This window comes from Streptomyces sp. NPDC044002 (assembly GCF_056434525.1).
The window spans coordinates 1-13,403 of the sequence record NZ_JBWKEZ010000117.1; the positions used below are offsets into that span (position 1 = coordinate 1).

Annotated in this window: 11 protein-coding genes; 5 read left to right on the forward strand and 6 right to left on the reverse strand. The window is 72.9% G+C overall.

Annotated elements, in window-relative coordinates; genetic code table 11:
- Nucleotides 1-146: 146 nt before the first annotated feature.
- From AC07A6_RS40135 to AC07A6_RS40145, 3 genes are all read right to left on the reverse strand, one after another.
- Complete coding sequence (locus AC07A6_RS40135; RefSeq protein ID WP_478780394.1) at nt 147-1,109, reverse strand: CHAD domain-containing protein; 963 nt, start codon at nt 1,107-1,109, stop codon at nt 147-149.
- On the reverse strand, nt 1,090-3,405 hold the full coding sequence (locus tag AC07A6_RS40140; protein ID WP_362457866.1) for an RNA degradosome polyphosphate kinase: 2,316 nt from the start codon (nt 3,403-3,405) through the stop codon (nt 1,090-1,092). The genes AC07A6_RS40135 and AC07A6_RS40140 overlap by 20 nt, the downstream gene beginning before the upstream one ends.
- Before the next feature lie 184 nt (nt 3,406-3,589).
- The gene (locus AC07A6_RS40145) at nt 3,590-4,030 is read right to left on the reverse strand and encodes a hypothetical protein (protein WP_362457863.1); all 441 of its coding nucleotides are present in this window, start codon (nt 4,028-4,030) and stop codon (nt 3,590-3,592) included.
- A gap of 167 nt (nt 4,031-4,197) precedes the next feature.
- On the opposite strand from AC07A6_RS40145, the gene AC07A6_RS40150 reads away from it, so the two are divergent.
- Genes AC07A6_RS40150 through AC07A6_RS40160 form a run of 3 tightly spaced genes read left to right on the forward strand, consistent with a single transcriptional unit; the run spans nt 4,198 to nt 7,686 of the window.
- Nucleotides 4,198-5,457, forward strand: coding sequence for a S1C family serine protease (locus tag AC07A6_RS40150; protein ID WP_478780395.1), 1,260 nt, complete (start codon nt 4,198-4,200; stop codon nt 5,455-5,457).
- Nucleotides 5,458-5,509: 52 nt separating this feature from the next.
- Nucleotides 5,510-6,244, forward strand: coding sequence for a response regulator transcription factor (locus AC07A6_RS40155; RefSeq protein ID WP_362457857.1), 735 nt, complete (start codon nt 5,510-5,512; stop codon nt 6,242-6,244).
- A complete protein-coding gene (locus tag AC07A6_RS40160; RefSeq protein WP_362457855.1) occupies nt 6,241-7,686 on the forward strand; it encodes a sensor histidine kinase in 1,446 nt (481 codons plus the stop codon). The genes AC07A6_RS40155 and AC07A6_RS40160 overlap by 4 nt, the downstream gene beginning before the upstream one ends.
- Here the strand turns inward: AC07A6_RS40160 and AC07A6_RS40165 are convergent.
- Together AC07A6_RS40165 and AC07A6_RS40170 are read right to left on the reverse strand one after the other, a co-directional pair.
- A complete protein-coding gene (locus AC07A6_RS40165; protein WP_478780396.1) occupies nt 7,666-8,634 on the reverse strand; it encodes a phosphatidylinositol-specific phospholipase C in 969 nt (322 codons plus the stop codon). The genes AC07A6_RS40160 and AC07A6_RS40165 overlap by 21 nt on opposite strands.
- 61 nt (nt 8,635-8,695) lie before the next feature.
- On the reverse strand, nt 8,696-9,283 hold the full coding sequence (locus AC07A6_RS40170) for a TetR/AcrR family transcriptional regulator (RefSeq protein WP_478780397.1): 588 nt from the start codon (nt 9,281-9,283) through the stop codon (nt 8,696-8,698).
- Nucleotides 9,284-9,419: 136 nt separating this feature from the next.
- Here AC07A6_RS40170 and AC07A6_RS40175 point away from each other — a divergent pair, with 136 nt between their 5' ends.
- Nucleotides 9,420-10,205: an alpha/beta fold hydrolase gene (locus tag AC07A6_RS40175; RefSeq protein ID WP_386274935.1), complete on the forward strand. Its 786-nt coding sequence runs from the start codon at nt 9,420-9,422 to the stop codon at nt 10,203-10,205.
- 70 nt (nt 10,206-10,275) lie between these two features.
- On the opposite strand, the gene AC07A6_RS40180 is transcribed toward AC07A6_RS40175, so the two are convergent.
- Nucleotides 10,276-12,093 carry a bifunctional metallophosphatase/5'-nucleotidase gene (locus AC07A6_RS40180; RefSeq protein WP_362457843.1) on the reverse strand — a complete coding sequence of 606 codons (1,818 nt, stop codon included), beginning with the start codon at nt 12,091-12,093 and terminating at the stop codon, nt 10,276-10,278.
- 140 nt (nt 12,094-12,233) lie between these two features.
- On the opposite strand from AC07A6_RS40180, the gene mshD reads away from it, so the two are divergent.
- Complete coding sequence (gene mshD, locus AC07A6_RS40185; protein ID WP_362457840.1) at nt 12,234-13,163, forward strand: mycothiol synthase; 930 nt, start codon at nt 12,234-12,236, stop codon at nt 13,161-13,163.
- Nucleotides 13,164-13,403: the final 240 nt, after the last annotated feature.

Below are 13,403 nucleotides of genomic sequence, written 5' to 3' on the forward strand. Positions count from 1 at the left end.
GTGGCCGCGCCGCCCCGCCCCCCCCCCCCCCCCCCCCCCAGGGGGTCCGGGCGCAGCCCGGGGAACGGGCGAAGGGCGGGTAGGGGACCTCGCCCCGCGCAGCGGCGGCCCCTGCCCCGTGGCACCGGTCCCGCGCAGCGGTGCGGCTACGGGACGGCCGGGGCCGGGTGCCAGATGTGGTGGAACGCGAGGCGGGCCGCCTCCACCGCGTGGCGCTGGTCGGCGTGCAGCACGCCCAGCGCGTACGCCGTCGCCGGGGCGATCCGCGGGGTGCGGGCGGCCGTCGCCGAGGCCGTGGCGGCCTCCGAGGCGTCGCGGTGGAGGTCCAGCGCCCCTCCCGCCGCCGAGAGCCGGGCCACGTCCCCGCCCAGTACCTCCCGCGCGTACCGGTGCACCCGCAGCAGCCGCCGCACCTCGTGCCAGGAGGCGTCCTCGTGCGCCGCGTACGGGGTTCCCTGCGCGGCCGGAAGCGCGGAGACGGCCCCCGAGAGCCGGGCGGCGGTCACCTCCGCCAGCGGTTCCAGCACGTCCCCGACCCGGCCCCGCGCCGCCACCGCGTCCAGCGGCACCTCCGAGGCCAGCACCGCCACCGCGTCCGCCACCGCGTGGAAGCGGGACGATCCGAGGGCCTGGAGGGTGGCGGAGTGGGCGCGTGTCCGGGCCAGGGTGAGCTGGCGCTCCAGCAGGGCGCCCGCCCGCGCCGAGCCCACCGTGAGCGCGCCCGACGAGCCCGCCCCGCCGCCCCGCGCGGAGGACGCGTCGGGGGAGTCCGACAACCGCTGCAGGGCCTCCATCAGCCGGGACAGCCGGGCGGCGTACGCGTGCTCGTCGGCCAGCGTGGCCGACAGCCAGACCAGCTCCGTGCGCAGCGAGTCCGCCCAGCGCGCCTCGGTGACCGCCCGGAACGTGCTCAGCGATCCGGCGATCCGGCGGGCCGCGCCCCGCAGCCCGTACGCCGCCTCGCCGCTCTCCGCCGCGTCGGCGGCGGAGCCGCCCGCCGCGCCCGCTTCGTGCAGGCGCAGCGCGCGCAGGAATGCGGTGGCCTGGGACCGCAGGTAGACGCCGAGCACGTCACCTGCGGTCAGGTCGTCATGGTTTGGCAGAGCCACGCCGGCGCCTCCGGGCGTCTATGAGCATCTCCTGTACGTGCCGCAGCGGCTGGCCTTCGGCGTCGGTGCTGTGCCGGGTCCATTCGCCGTCCGGGCCCAGGTGCCAGGAGGAGGTGGCGTCGGACATGCCGGTCTCCAGCATCCGGTCCAGGGCCGCGCGGTGGGCCGGGTCGGTGACCCTGACCAGCGCCTCGATGCGGCGGTCGAGGTTGCGGTGCATCATGTCGGCGCTGCCGATCCACACCTCGGGCTCGCCGCCGTTGCCGAAGGCGAAGACCCGGGAGTGCTCCAGGAAGCGGCCGAGGATCGAACGGACCCGGATGTTCTCCGACAGGCCGGGGACGCCGGGGCGCACGGCGCAGATGCCGCGCACCCAGATGTCGATGGGCACGCCCACCCGGGAGGCCCGGTAGAGGGAGTCGATGAGGGCCTCGTCGACGATCGAGTTCATCTTCAGCCGGACCGACGCCGGGCGGCCGGACCGGTGGTGGTCGGCCTCCTTGTCGATGCGCGAGATCAGCCCGTCGCGCAGGGACTTGGGGGCGGTCAGCAGCCGGCGGTAGGTCTCGCGGCGGGAGTAGCCGGACAGCCGGTTGAAGAGGTCGGACAGGTCCGCGCCGACCTGCGGGTCGGCGGTGAGCAGGCCGAGGTCCTCGTACAGGCGGGCGGTCTTGGGGTGGTAGTTGCCCGTGCCGACGTGGCTGTAGCGGCGCAGGGTGTCGCCCTCCTGGCGGACGACGAGGGAGAGCTTGCAGTGGGTCTTGAGGCCGACGAGGCCGTAGACGACGTGGCAGCCGGACTCCTCCAGCTTGCGCGCCCACTTGATGTTGGCCTGTTCGTCGAAACGGGCCTTGATCTCGACGAGTACGAGGACCTGCTTGCCGGACTCGGCGGCGTCGATGAGCGCGTCGACGATGGGGGAGTCGCCGGAGGTGCGGTACAGCGTCTGCTTGATCGCGAGGACGTCCGGGTCCGCGGCGGCCTGTTCCAGGAAGGCCTGCACGGAGGTGGAGAAGCTGTCGTACGGGTGGTGCAGCAGGACGTCGCGCTCGCGCAGCGCGGCGAAGATGTCGGGCGCGGACGCGGACTCCACCTCGGCGAGGTCCCGGTGGGTGCCGGCGACGAACTTCGGGTACTTCAGCTCGGGCCGGTCCAGGGAGGCGATCCCGAAGAGGGCGGTCAGGTCGAGCGGGCCGGGCAGCGGGTACACCTCGGCGGCGCTGACCTTCAGCTCCTGCACGAGGAGGTCCAGGACGCCCGGGTCGATGGACTCCTCGACCTCCAGGCGCACGGGCGGCCCGAAGCGGCGCCGCATGAGCTCCTTCTCCAGGGCCTGGAGGAGGTTCTCGGCGTCGTCCTCTTCCACTTCGAGGTCTTCGTTGCGGGTCACGCGGAACATGTGGTGCGCGAGCACCTCCATGCCGGGGAACAGCTCCTCCAGGTGCGCGGCGATGACGTCCTCCAGGGGGACGTAGCGCTGCGGGGAGGCCTCCAGGAACCGGGAGAGGATCGGCGGCACCTTGACGCGGGCGAAGTGGCGGTGGCCGCTGACGGGGTTGCGTACGACGACGGCCAGGTTGAGGGAGAGGCCGGAGATGTACGGGAACGGGTGCGCGGGGTCCACGGCCAGCGGGGTGAGCACCGGGAAGATCTGGTTGCGGAACAGGGTGAAGAGGCGCGCCTGCTCCTTCTCGGTGAGGTCGGGCCACCGGATGAGGTGGATGCCCTCCTCGGCGAGCTGGGGGGCGATGTCGTGCTGGAAGCACGCGGCGTGCCGGGCCATGAGCTCGCGCGAGCGGGTCCAGATCAGGTCCAGCACCTCACGGGGCTGGAGGCCTGAGGCCGAACGGGTGGCGACGCCGGTCGCGATGCGGCGCTTGAGGCCGGCGACGCGGACCATGAAGAACTCGTCGAGGTTGCTCGCGAAGATCGCCAGGAAGTTGGCGCGCTCCAGCAGCGGGGTCGCGGGGTCCTCGGCGAGTTCGAGCACGCGCTCGTTGAAGGCCAGCCAGCTGCGCTCCCGGTCGAGGAACCGGTTGGCGGGGAGCTCGCCGGTGTCGTCCTTGTCCTCGTAGGCGTCCAGGTCGGCGTCGAGGTCGGGATCGAGGTCGACGTGGCCGGTCACGCGGGCGGCGTGGGGCCGGTGGGCGGCTATGGAGCCGAGGCGGGGCTTGGCGCCGCCGTCGCCGTCGGCCTTCTTGCCGGTGCCGGTGCCGGTGCCGTTTCCGGTTGCGGGGGCGTGAGACGAGTGCTGTGCGGGGACCTCGGTGGGGCCTGCGCTGGGCTGGTGGCTCATGACTCCATTCTTCCGCGCACGCGGCAGGACAGGCGCGTCGGAAGGGTCTGCCGTGAGGCGGAGTCGGGGCTGCATGACGTGAGGCTCGCAAGCACGTCTGAATGCCCGGTTAATGGCGTATGGCTTCTAGGGTCGGGGGCGGCGACCGGTGACCGGCGGCCGCCCGGCCGGGCCGGGTCCTCCCCTAGCGGCCCAGGAGCGCGCGCAGCACGTGCGGGCCGGCGAGCAGGGCCAGTGCCCACACGGAAGCCGCGCCGAGCGGCAGGGCCAGTACGCCCCAGAGCCAGCGGGCGCCCGGCTTCTCGTAGCGGGCGGTGAAGGCGGCGGCCAGGAGCATCAGGGGGGTCGGCAGGAGCAGGAGCATCCGGCAGGTGCTCGCGGGGTCCGTGGCGGGGGCCACCACCGTGAGGCCCGTCGCGATCACCAGCAGCACGCTCCCCGTGACCGCGCAGATCAGGGAGAACCGCAGCGGGGCGCTGCGTGAGGTGAGGGGGAGCACGACGAGCAGCCCCGTCGGGAGGGCGAGCGGGGCGAAGGGAGTGGCGAGGCCGAGGAGGGCTGCCGCCATGGCCGCCACGGCCCAGTTCGAAGCCTGCCGGGACACCTTCCCGTCCGTTGCGGGCATGGTCGTCCCCCTTGTTCGCGAGCGGATGCCACCACCGATTTGAACGTGTTCAGATTATCGCGGGGGAGGGGCGGTGCCCAGGCCCTTATTTCGGGCATACGCGGTTCTGTCGGGCTTCTCAGCCGGGACTCAGGAAGCTCTCATGTAGCGCGGACACAGTCATAGGCATGACCGAGAGCTTCCGCCGCGAAGGCGAGTACCCCCAGGAGAACGGCCCGGCCCGGAACGCGCCCTTCGGGGACGACTGGCAGCGGGGGCGCGAGCAGCTGGCGCGGGATGCCGGGGCCGCCGGCTATCCGCCGCCGCCCCCGTACCCGCCGGCGGCCGCCGCGGCTCCCGGGTGGCACGAGGCGCACCAGCCGCCCGTCATCCAGGGCGAGACCGTCCCGGCGGGCGACGGCGGCAGCAGCGGCAGCGGAAGCGGTGGCGGTGGCGGGTGGGACGCCTGGGGCTCCGCGGCCGCCGCCGGCCCGGCCGGCCGCGCGCACGCGGCCCGCGCCAAGCGGCCCGTCGCGCTGCTCGCCGCCGTCGCCCTCGCGGCGGCCGTGGTCGGCGGCGGAACGGCCGTCGCCGTGCAGCAGTTCCTCGGGCAGGCCGGCGCCGTCGTCGGCGGCGTGAACGGCACCAACGTCTCGCAGTCCAGCAACGGCACCGTCTCCGGCGTCTCCGAGCAGGTCAGCCCGTCCGTCGTCCGCATCGACACCCGCACCGCCTCCGGCCAGGGCACCGGCTCCGGCATCGTGCTCACCGCCGACGGCGAGATCGCCACCAACAACCACGTGATCAACGGCGCCTCCGAGATCCAGGTGACGATGAGCGACGGCAAGAAGTACAACGCCAAGACCGTCGGGACCGACCCCGGCAAGGACCTCGCCCTCATCAAGCTCCAGGGCGCCAGCGGCCTGAGGCCCGCCAAGCTCGGCGACTCCGACCGGCTCAAGGTCGGCGACCAGGTCGTCGCCATCGGCTCCCCCGACCGCCTCACCGGCACCGTCACCAGCGGCATCGTCTCGGCGCTGAACCGCGAGGTGAACGTGCCGAAGTCCGAGAACCGCCAGCAGCAGAACCCGCAGCGGCAGCGCGGCGGCGGCTGGCCCTTCTCGTACGACGGCCGGCAGTTCAACGGCGACACCGGCTCCGAGACCACCTCGTACAAGGCCATCCAGACCGACGCCTCCCTCAACCCCGGCAACTCCGGGGGCGCCCTCGTGAACATGAACGGCGAGATCGTGGGAATGCCCTCCGCGATCTACTCCCCCTCCAGCGACGGCGCCGGCGCCGGCAGCGTCGGCCTCGGCTTCGCCATCCCGGTCAACACGATCAAGGCCGACCTCGACTCCCTCCGCAAGGGCGGCAGCGGTGGCGGCGGGAGCAGCCAGAACAACGGCTCCGAAAGCAGCGGCAACGGCTTCGGCATCTCCTTCTGACACCCTGGGACGTGCCCCGCGCACCGACCACCACCCCTGGGGGACCCCGACCATGAATCCCGCCGAAGGCGACCCGCAGCGCATCCTCGTCGTCGACGACGAACCGGCCGTGCGCGAGGCCCTGCGCCGCAGCCTCGCCTTCGAGGGGTACGAGGTGCGGACCGCCGTCGACGGGCTCGACGCCCTCGACCAGGCGGCCGCGTACGCCCCCGACCTGATCGTCCTCGACATCCAGATGCCCCGGATGGACGGCCTGACGGCCGCCCGCCGGCTCCGCGCCTCCGGCAGCGTCACCCCGGTGCTGATGCTGACCGCCCGCGACACCGTCGGCGACCGCGTCACCGGCCTCGACGCGGGCGCCGACGACTACCTCGTCAAGCCGTTCGAACTCGACGAGCTCTTCGCCCGCGTCCGCGCCCTGCTGCGCCGCAGCTCCTACACCGCCCCCGCCGCCGGCCCGGAACCGGCCGGGGACGCCCTCGCCTTCGGCGACCTGCGCATGGACCTCGCCACCCGCGAGGTCACCCGGGGCGGGCGCCCGGTGGAGCTGACCCGTACGGAGTTCACCCTGCTGGAGATGTTCCTCGCGCACCCGCGCCAGGTGCTGACCCGCGAACAGATCCTCAAGACGGTGTGGGGCTTCGACTTCGAACCCAGCTCCAACTCCCTCGACGTGTACGTGATGTACCTGCGCCGCAAGACCGAGGCGGCCGGCGAGCCGCGCCTCGTGCACACCGTGCGCGGGGTCGGGTACGTCCTGCGCGCCGGCGAGAGCGGGCCCGAATGACGGGTCCGGCCGCCCGGTTCCGCGCCCTGCCGCTGCGCTCCCGGCTGGCGCTGCTGGTCACCGTCGCGGTCGCGGTCGCCGTCGCGGCGGTGGCCGGGGCGTCCTGGGTGATGGTGCGGGCGCAGCTGAACCAGCAGCTGAACCAGTCCCTGATGGCCACCGACCCCAGCGAGCAGGTGCTCCGCACCCTGCGTGAGGGCTGCACGCTGCGCCCGCCCCAGAACCAGATGGACATCGCCGGGGACCTGAACGCCACCGTGCAGATCGTCACCGCCGAGGGCGGCCGCTGCTGGGTGAGCGGGCGCACCGACCTGCCCGTCACCCAGACCGACAAGGACGTCGCGGCGGGCCGCAGCACCGCCCGGCTGCACGACGCCACCACCGCCGACGGCGACCGGATGCGCGTCTACACGATCGGCCGGCGCCTCACCACCGGCGGGCCGACCTTCGGGATCTCCATCGCCAAGCCCCTCGCCGACATCGACAAGCCCCTGTCCACCCTGGCCTGGGTACTGCTCCTGGTCTCCGGCATAGGGGTCGTCGGCGCGGGCGCGGCCGGCCTGTGGGTGGCCCGTACGGGGCTGCGGCCCGTCGACGAGCTCACCGGAGTCGTCGAACACGTCGCCCGCACCGAGGACCTGACGGTGCGCATCCCGGACGAGGGCGACGACGAGATCGCCCGCCTCTCGCGGTCCTTCAACGCGATGACCGCCGCGCTCGCCTCCTCCCAGGAACGCCAGGCCCAGCTGATCGCGGACGCCGGCCACGAGCTGCGTACGCCCCTCACCTCGCTGCGCACCAACATCGAGCTCCTCGCGCGCAGCGAGGAGACCGGCCGGGCCATCCCGCCCGAGGACCGCAGGGAGCTGCTCGCCTCGGTCAAGGCGCAGATGACGGAACTCGCCGCGCTGATCGGGGACCTCCAGGAGCTGTCCCGCCCGGACTCGGCCCCGCACGCCCCGCTCGGGGTGGTGGCCCTGCACGACATCGCCGCCTCGGCGCTGTCCCGGGCCCGGCTGCGCGGCCCCGAGCTGCGGTTCGGCTCCGCCCTGGAGCCCTGGTACGTACGGGGCGAGGCGGCGGCGCTGGAGCGGGCGGTGGTCAACCTGCTCGACAACGCCGTGAAGTTCAGCCCGCCGGGCGGTGCCGTCGAGGTCTCGCTGCACGCGGGCGAGCTGACCGTACGCGACCACGGGCCGGGCATCCCGCCCGAGGACCTCCCGTACGTCTTCGAGCGGTTCTGGCGCTCCGAGACGGCCCGCGCCCTGCCCGGCAGCGGGCTGGGCCTGTCCATCGTGGCCCGGACCGCGGCCCGCTCGGGCGGCAGCGCCGAGCTGCGCGCCGCCGCGGACGGGGCGGGCGGCACGGAGGCGGTGCTGCGCATCCCGGGCGCGCCGACGCCGCCGCCGTCGGAGCAGCCGTCAGTTGTGCCGCAGCAGTGAGGCGACCAGGCCGGAGCGGGTGTTCGGGAAGTCCATCGGGACGATGCCGAGGCCGGTGCGGCCGGTGAGTTCGGAGCCGTCGACGAAGCCGTGGACCTGCGGGTTCAGCCGGTCGGAGTTCCAGCGCGGGGGCATGTACGCGGCGGTGCTGACGTAGTTGACGAAGAGCTTGCCGGGCTCCCGGACCGCCTTGCGGAAGTGGTCCTCGATGCGGACGCGCTTGGCGAAGGGCTCGGTGTTGTAGTCGTCCTGGATGTCGAAGACGCCGCCGTCGCCGTAGCGCAGGCCCGGCAGGCCGGCGTTGTCGGCGAGGAGGACGACCCTGCCGCGGGCCTGCCCGAGGGCGGGCAGGGTGTCGGCGATCCGGAAGAGCGGGCGCCAGCCGCGGTGGTCGAGGTAGTCGTCGAAGACGGCGCGGAAGGCGGCGTCGGACTCGGCGGAGTACTCCTGCTTGACGCGCATCAGGACCGTCTCGGAGGGGTGCGCGGCGAGGAAGTCCCGGCAGGCGGCGAGGACGTCGCCGAACATCAGGTCCTGGAAGAACGAGCCGTGGTGGATGGCGAACGAGCCGCCCGTGACCCGGCAGCGGACGTCGAGGAAGCGGATGCCGGAGTCGAGCTGCTGGGCAATGGAGGTGTTCTGGCAGGCGACGTAGAGGCCGCCCTTGGTCGCGCCGGAGTCGTGGGTGCCGGGGATGGTCATCCGCTGGAGGGTGGTGGAGTCGGCGAGCCCGGCCATCCAGTCCTGGGTGCCGAGGGTCCTCGCGGGGGCGGGGGCGGCGTGAGCCGGTGCCGCCGCGCCGAGTCCGAGGAGCGCGCCCGCGCCGGCGGCCGCGGTTCCGGCCAGGAAGGCCCGCCGGCCGGGGGCCGTACGCGTACGCGTACCCGTGCCCGTACGAGTACCCGTGCCCGTACGCGTGCCTCTGTCCGTGTCTGTGCCCGTGCCCATGTCCCGCCCCTTCGCCGACCCGCTGGTGGGACCGGATTATTGCGTGCGGGACCGGCGTTTACTACCCGTCGGTAGGTGCGGGATCCTCCAGCAACTCCACCATCCTGCGCAGCCCTTGGGTGAGCTCGGCCCCCGTCGGCGCCTGCCCGGGGTCGGTCAGGGCCTGCACCATCACCCCGCTCAGCAGCGCGAGGTGCACCGACCCGAGGGCCCGTACGTCCTCGTCGGTCACCGCCTCCTCGGACACCCCGGCCAGGTGCGCGGCCACCATCCGCCGGGAGCGGCGCTGCCCCTCGGCCAGGACCGCCAGCAGCTCGGGCGAGGACTGGGCGTGCACGAAGGCCTCGATGTTGGCGATCCACAGCCAGCGCATGTCGAGGAAGTCGCGGATCTTGCGGTCCCACGTGTCTGAGTACCGCTCCGCCGGGGTGTCGCCCTGGCCCGCGAGCCGGCCGGAGCCGGCGGCCCAGTCGTCCATCGCGGCGAACAGCGCCTGGTTGAGCAGCGCCTCGCGGGACCCGAAGTGGTAGCCGATCGCGGCCATGCTCACCTGTGCCGCCGTGGCGATGTCGCGCACGGTCGTGCGCGAGTAGCCCTTCTCCTCAAGGCAGCGGCGCGCGCCGGCCAGCAGGTCCTCGCGATTTCCCATGCTCCGGATGGTATCCGCGCCCCTTCGGCCGGGACTAGGGCAAGCGCGCAAGACATGCGTATTGCGCGCTTGCCCAAACACTGGCAGAGTGATGCCCGCAACCACCGCAGGCAACGGAAACGGGGAGACACGAACCATGCGCGACACGCTGAGCATCGACGGCCGCACCCTCTCGTACCTGGACTTCGGCGGCACCGGCCGGCCGCTCCTCGCCCTCCACGGCGGCATGTCCGAAGCCGCCGCCTTCACCGGCCTCGCCGCCGCCCTCGGCGACGAGTGGCGGGTCATCGCCCCCGACCAGCGCGGCCACGGCGACTCCGACCGCGCCCCGCACTACCGCCGCGAGGGATACGTCGCCGACGCCGTCGCGCTCCTCGACCACCTCGGGCTCACCGAGCCCGTCGCCGTCCTCGGCTACTCCCTCGGCGGCCTCAACGCCTACCACCTGGCCGCCGCCCACCCCGACCGGGTCGGCGCCCTGATCGGCGTCGACGCCACCGTCGCCATCGACATCCCGGCCGGCCCGCAGTGGTTCGACTTCCTCGGCGCCCTGCCCTACTCCGCCCCCACCCGCGAGGAACTCCTCGGCGCCGTCGACCCCGCCGCCCTGCCCTTCGTCGCCGACGGGGTCCGCCCGCTCGCCGGGGGCGGCGGCTGGCGGCTGGCCTTCCACGGGCAGGACATGCTCGACTCCATCCACGCCTGCGCCGGCGACCACCGCGCCACCTGGACCGCGAGCACCTGCCCCGCCCTGCTCGTCCACGGCCGCCAGAGCGCGGTGCTCACCCAGGACGTCGCCGACGCGATGGTCGGCGGGCGCCCGGGCACCTCGTACACGGCCCTGGAAGGCGACCACTTCCTGCCCTTCACCGACCCGGAGGGCTTCCACGCGGCCGTCGGCAAGTTCCTGGCGGGCCTCTAGCCAAAAGCCCGAGGGGGCGGCGGGCCGGATCCGCCCCACCGCCCCCTCGGGGACGTACTGCTCGACGCTGCTACTTGACGACCGTGATGCGGTCCGCCTTCGGCGGGGCGATCGGGGCCGCCGCCGTCGACTTCGCCAGGTAGGCGTTGAAGGCGTCCAGGTCCGACGCGCCCACCAGCTTGTTCTTGTGCTCCTTCAGGACGGTGAAGCCGTCACCGCCGCCCGCGAGGAACTCGTTCATCACGACCCGGTAGGTCTTCGCGGGGTCGATCGCCGCGCCGTTCAGCTTCACCGAGTCCACGACGACGCGGTCCGCGCCCGTCTTCGTCATGTCCAGGGTGTACGTGAAGCCCTTCGAGACCTGCAGGATCTTCGGGTTCGGGCCGTTGACCGTACCGCTCACCTGCTGCTGGAGCGCCGTGATCAGCTGCGCGCCGGTCAGGTCCACGATGTTCATCAGGTTGTTGAACGGCTGGACCGTGTACGACTCGCCGTACGTCACGACACCGTCGCCCTCGTCACCCGCGGCCTTGTAGGCCAGGTCGGCACGGATGCCGCCCGGGTTCATGATGGCCAGCTGCGCGCCGCCCTTGTCCGCCGCGGCCGTGGCCTCCAGCTGCGCGTCCGCGATCAGGTCGCCGAGCGGCTTCTCCGGCGCCTCCGAACCGCGGCCCGGGATGTCGGCCGAGATGTAGCCCATCGGACGGTTCGCCACCGGCGCGGCGAGCGCCTTCCAGCGGGTGATCAGCTCGGACATGTCCGCGGCCTTCGGCTGCTCACGGCCGACGAGCTTGTTCACCGGCTTCGGCGACAGGACCGGCGTCCGGACGATGTCCTTCGTCGCCCGGTCGTAGGTGAGCGTGGTGTCCGTGAACAGCCGGCCGTAGGAGGCGGCCGAGGTCACCGTACGGGGGTTGCCCGCCGGGTCCGGGATGTTGCAGCTGTACGCCTGGTGCGTGTGGCCCGTCACCAGCGCGTCGACCTTCGGGTCGACGTTCTTGGCGATGTCGACGATCGCACCCGAGATGCCCGCGCCGGCGCCCGGCACGTCGCAGTCGTAGTTGTACGCGCCGCTCGCGGGCAGACCGCCCTCGTGGATCAGCGCCACGATCGACTTCACGCCCTGCCGGTTCAGCTCGGCCGCGTACTTGTTGATCGTCTCGACCTCGTCGCCGAACTTCAGGCCCTTGACGCCCTCGGCGGTGACGACGTCCGGAGTGCCCTCCAGGGTGACGCCGATGAAACCGATCTTCACGCCCCCCTTCTGCCAGATGAAGGTGGGCGACATCAGCGGACGCTTGGTCTTCTCGTCCGTCACGTTCGCGGCGAGGTACTTGAACTGCGCCCCGGTGAAGGTCTTGCCGTACTCGAAACAGCCTTCGGTCGGGTGACAGCCGCCGTACGCCATCCGGCGCAGCTCGGTCTTGCCCTCGTCGAACTCGTGGTTGCCGACGCTCGACACGTCGAGGTTCAGCTTGTTGAGCGCCTCGACGGTGGGCTCGTCGTGGAAGAGACCGGACAGCATCGGGCTGCCGCCGATCATGTCACCGGCCGCGGCCGTGACGGAGTACTCGTGGCCCTTGCGGGCCTCGCGCAGGCTGGTGGCGAGGTACTCGACGCCACCTGCGGGTATTGCCTTGGTGGTGCCGTCTGCCTGACGTTCGCTCACGGTGCCGGACGAGCCCTGCGGGGGCTCCAGCGTGCCGTGGAAGTCGTTGAACGAAAGCATCTGTACGTCGACGGTGCGGCCCTTGGGAGGCGTACCGCCACCACTCGCGGCACCGGCCGGCAGTGCGGCGGCAACCATCGCGCCGGCACCCGCCGTGAGGGCGAGAGCGCCGAGGGTCAACCGGCGGGCCGAACGGGGCCGTTGTGGCTTCGCTGACATTTATTCCCCTTTGTGGACAGCGAGACAACATTTGGGAGGTGCCCGCAGCCTATGGTCAACGCGCGTAGCTACGACAGGGGGTAGCGGGTTGCGAGCTGGTTACGCGCGGCCGTCGGGCAGTGGCGCCGTAGGCTCGGAGCATGACTGACGCAGCAGCGGCCCTGGAGCCGGGACGGCAGATTGAGATCCTCGACGAGCTGACGGAGGAGCAGGCCGACTCCGTACTGGACCTGATCGGAGAGGCGGCCCGCACCGACGGCACCACCGCCGTCTCCGAACAGGGCCGCCTCCAGCTGCGCGGCGGGCCGCGCGAGGGGATCCGGCACTTCCTCCTCACCGACGGCGGGCGGCTGTGCGGGTACGGGCAGCTGGAGGACACCGACCCGGTGGAGGCCCCCGCAGCCGAGCTCGTCATCCACCCCGCCCTCCGCGGCCGCGGCTACGGCCGGGCCCTGGGCACCGCCCTGCTGAACGCCTCCGGCAAGCGGATCCGGGTGTGGGCGCACGGCGGCAAGTCCGCCGCCCGGCACCTCGCCCAGGTGCTCGGGCTCACCCTCTTCCGCGAACTCCGGCAGCTGCGCCGCCCCCTGGGCCCCGACGCCGCCCCGCTGCCCGAGCCGGTCCTCCCGTCCGGCGTGACCGTCCGCACCTTCGTCCCCGGGCAGGACGACACCGCCTGGCTCGCCGCCAACGCCGCCGCCTTCGCCCACCACCCGGAGCAGGGCGCGCTCACGCAGCGGGACCTGAACGACCGGATCGCGCAGCCGTGGTTCGACGCCAAGGGCTTCTTCCTCGCGGAGCGGGACGGCGAACTGGTCGGCTTCCACTGGACGAAGGTCCACGCCGAGGAGCAGCTGGGCGAGGTCTACGTGGTCGGCGTCCGCCCGGGTGCCCAGGGCGGCGGCCTGGGCAAGGCCCTCACGGCCATCGGCCTGCACCACCTGGCGGAGTCCGGCCTGCCGACGGCGATGCTGTACGTCGACGCGGACAACCCGGCGGCCCTGGCGGTGTACGAGGGCCTGGGCTTCGCGACGCACGAGATCGACCTGATGTACCGCACGGAGAGCTGAGGCACTGGCGGGCGTACGCGGCTTGCGGTGCGGGCCCGCTATCTCCCCCTCGACCCCGTGGGGTGGGGCGGTGTTTGCCCACCCGCCCCCTTGTCTGCGGGCCGGTGGCCGGGGGAGCGGGATCCCCTCGGGCGGTCTCAGAGCGGGTTGGGGGCTTCCCGTCAGTCCCATCGTCCTTCCGTGTCGTGCCGGCCTGTCAAGGGCGCTCCCTTCGGTCGCGTCGCTACGCGATCGCCTTCG

What these genes read in the sequence shown, in the direction of transcription:
- AC07A6_RS40150 (WP_478780395.1), top strand. Translation starts at nt 4,198, where the DNA reads ATGACCGAGAGCTTCCGCCGCGAAGGCGAGTACCCCCAGGAGAACGGC.
- AC07A6_RS40160 (WP_362457855.1), top strand. Translation starts at nt 6,241, where the DNA reads ATGACGGGTCCGGCCGCCCGGTTCCGCGCCCTGCCGCTGCGCTCCCGG.
- mshD (WP_362457840.1), top strand. Translation starts at nt 12,234, where the DNA reads ATGACTGACGCAGCAGCGGCCCTGGAGCCGGGACGGCAGATTGAGATC.
- AC07A6_RS40170 (WP_478780397.1), bottom strand. Translation starts at nt 9,283, where the DNA reads ATGGGAAATCGCGAGGACCTGCTGGCCGGCGCGCGCCGCTGCCTTGAG.
- AC07A6_RS40175 (WP_386274935.1), top strand. Translation starts at nt 9,420, where the DNA reads ATGCGCGACACGCTGAGCATCGACGGCCGCACCCTCTCGTACCTGGAC.
- AC07A6_RS40140 (WP_362457866.1), bottom strand. Translation starts at nt 3,405, where the DNA reads ATGAGCCACCAGCCCAGCGCAGGCCCCACCGAGGTCCCCGCACAGCAC.
- AC07A6_RS40155 (WP_362457857.1), top strand. Translation starts at nt 5,510, where the DNA reads ATGAATCCCGCCGAAGGCGACCCGCAGCGCATCCTCGTCGTCGACGAC.
- AC07A6_RS40180 (WP_362457843.1), bottom strand. Translation starts at nt 12,093, where the DNA reads ATGTCAGCGAAGCCACAACGGCCCCGTTCGGCCCGCCGGTTGACCCTC.
- AC07A6_RS40145 (WP_362457863.1), bottom strand. Translation starts at nt 4,030, where the DNA reads ATGCCCGCAACGGACGGGAAGGTGTCCCGGCAGGCTTCGAACTGGGCC.
- AC07A6_RS40165 (WP_478780396.1), bottom strand. Translation starts at nt 8,634, where the DNA reads ATGGGCACGGGCACAGACACGGACAGAGGCACGCGTACGGGCACGGGT.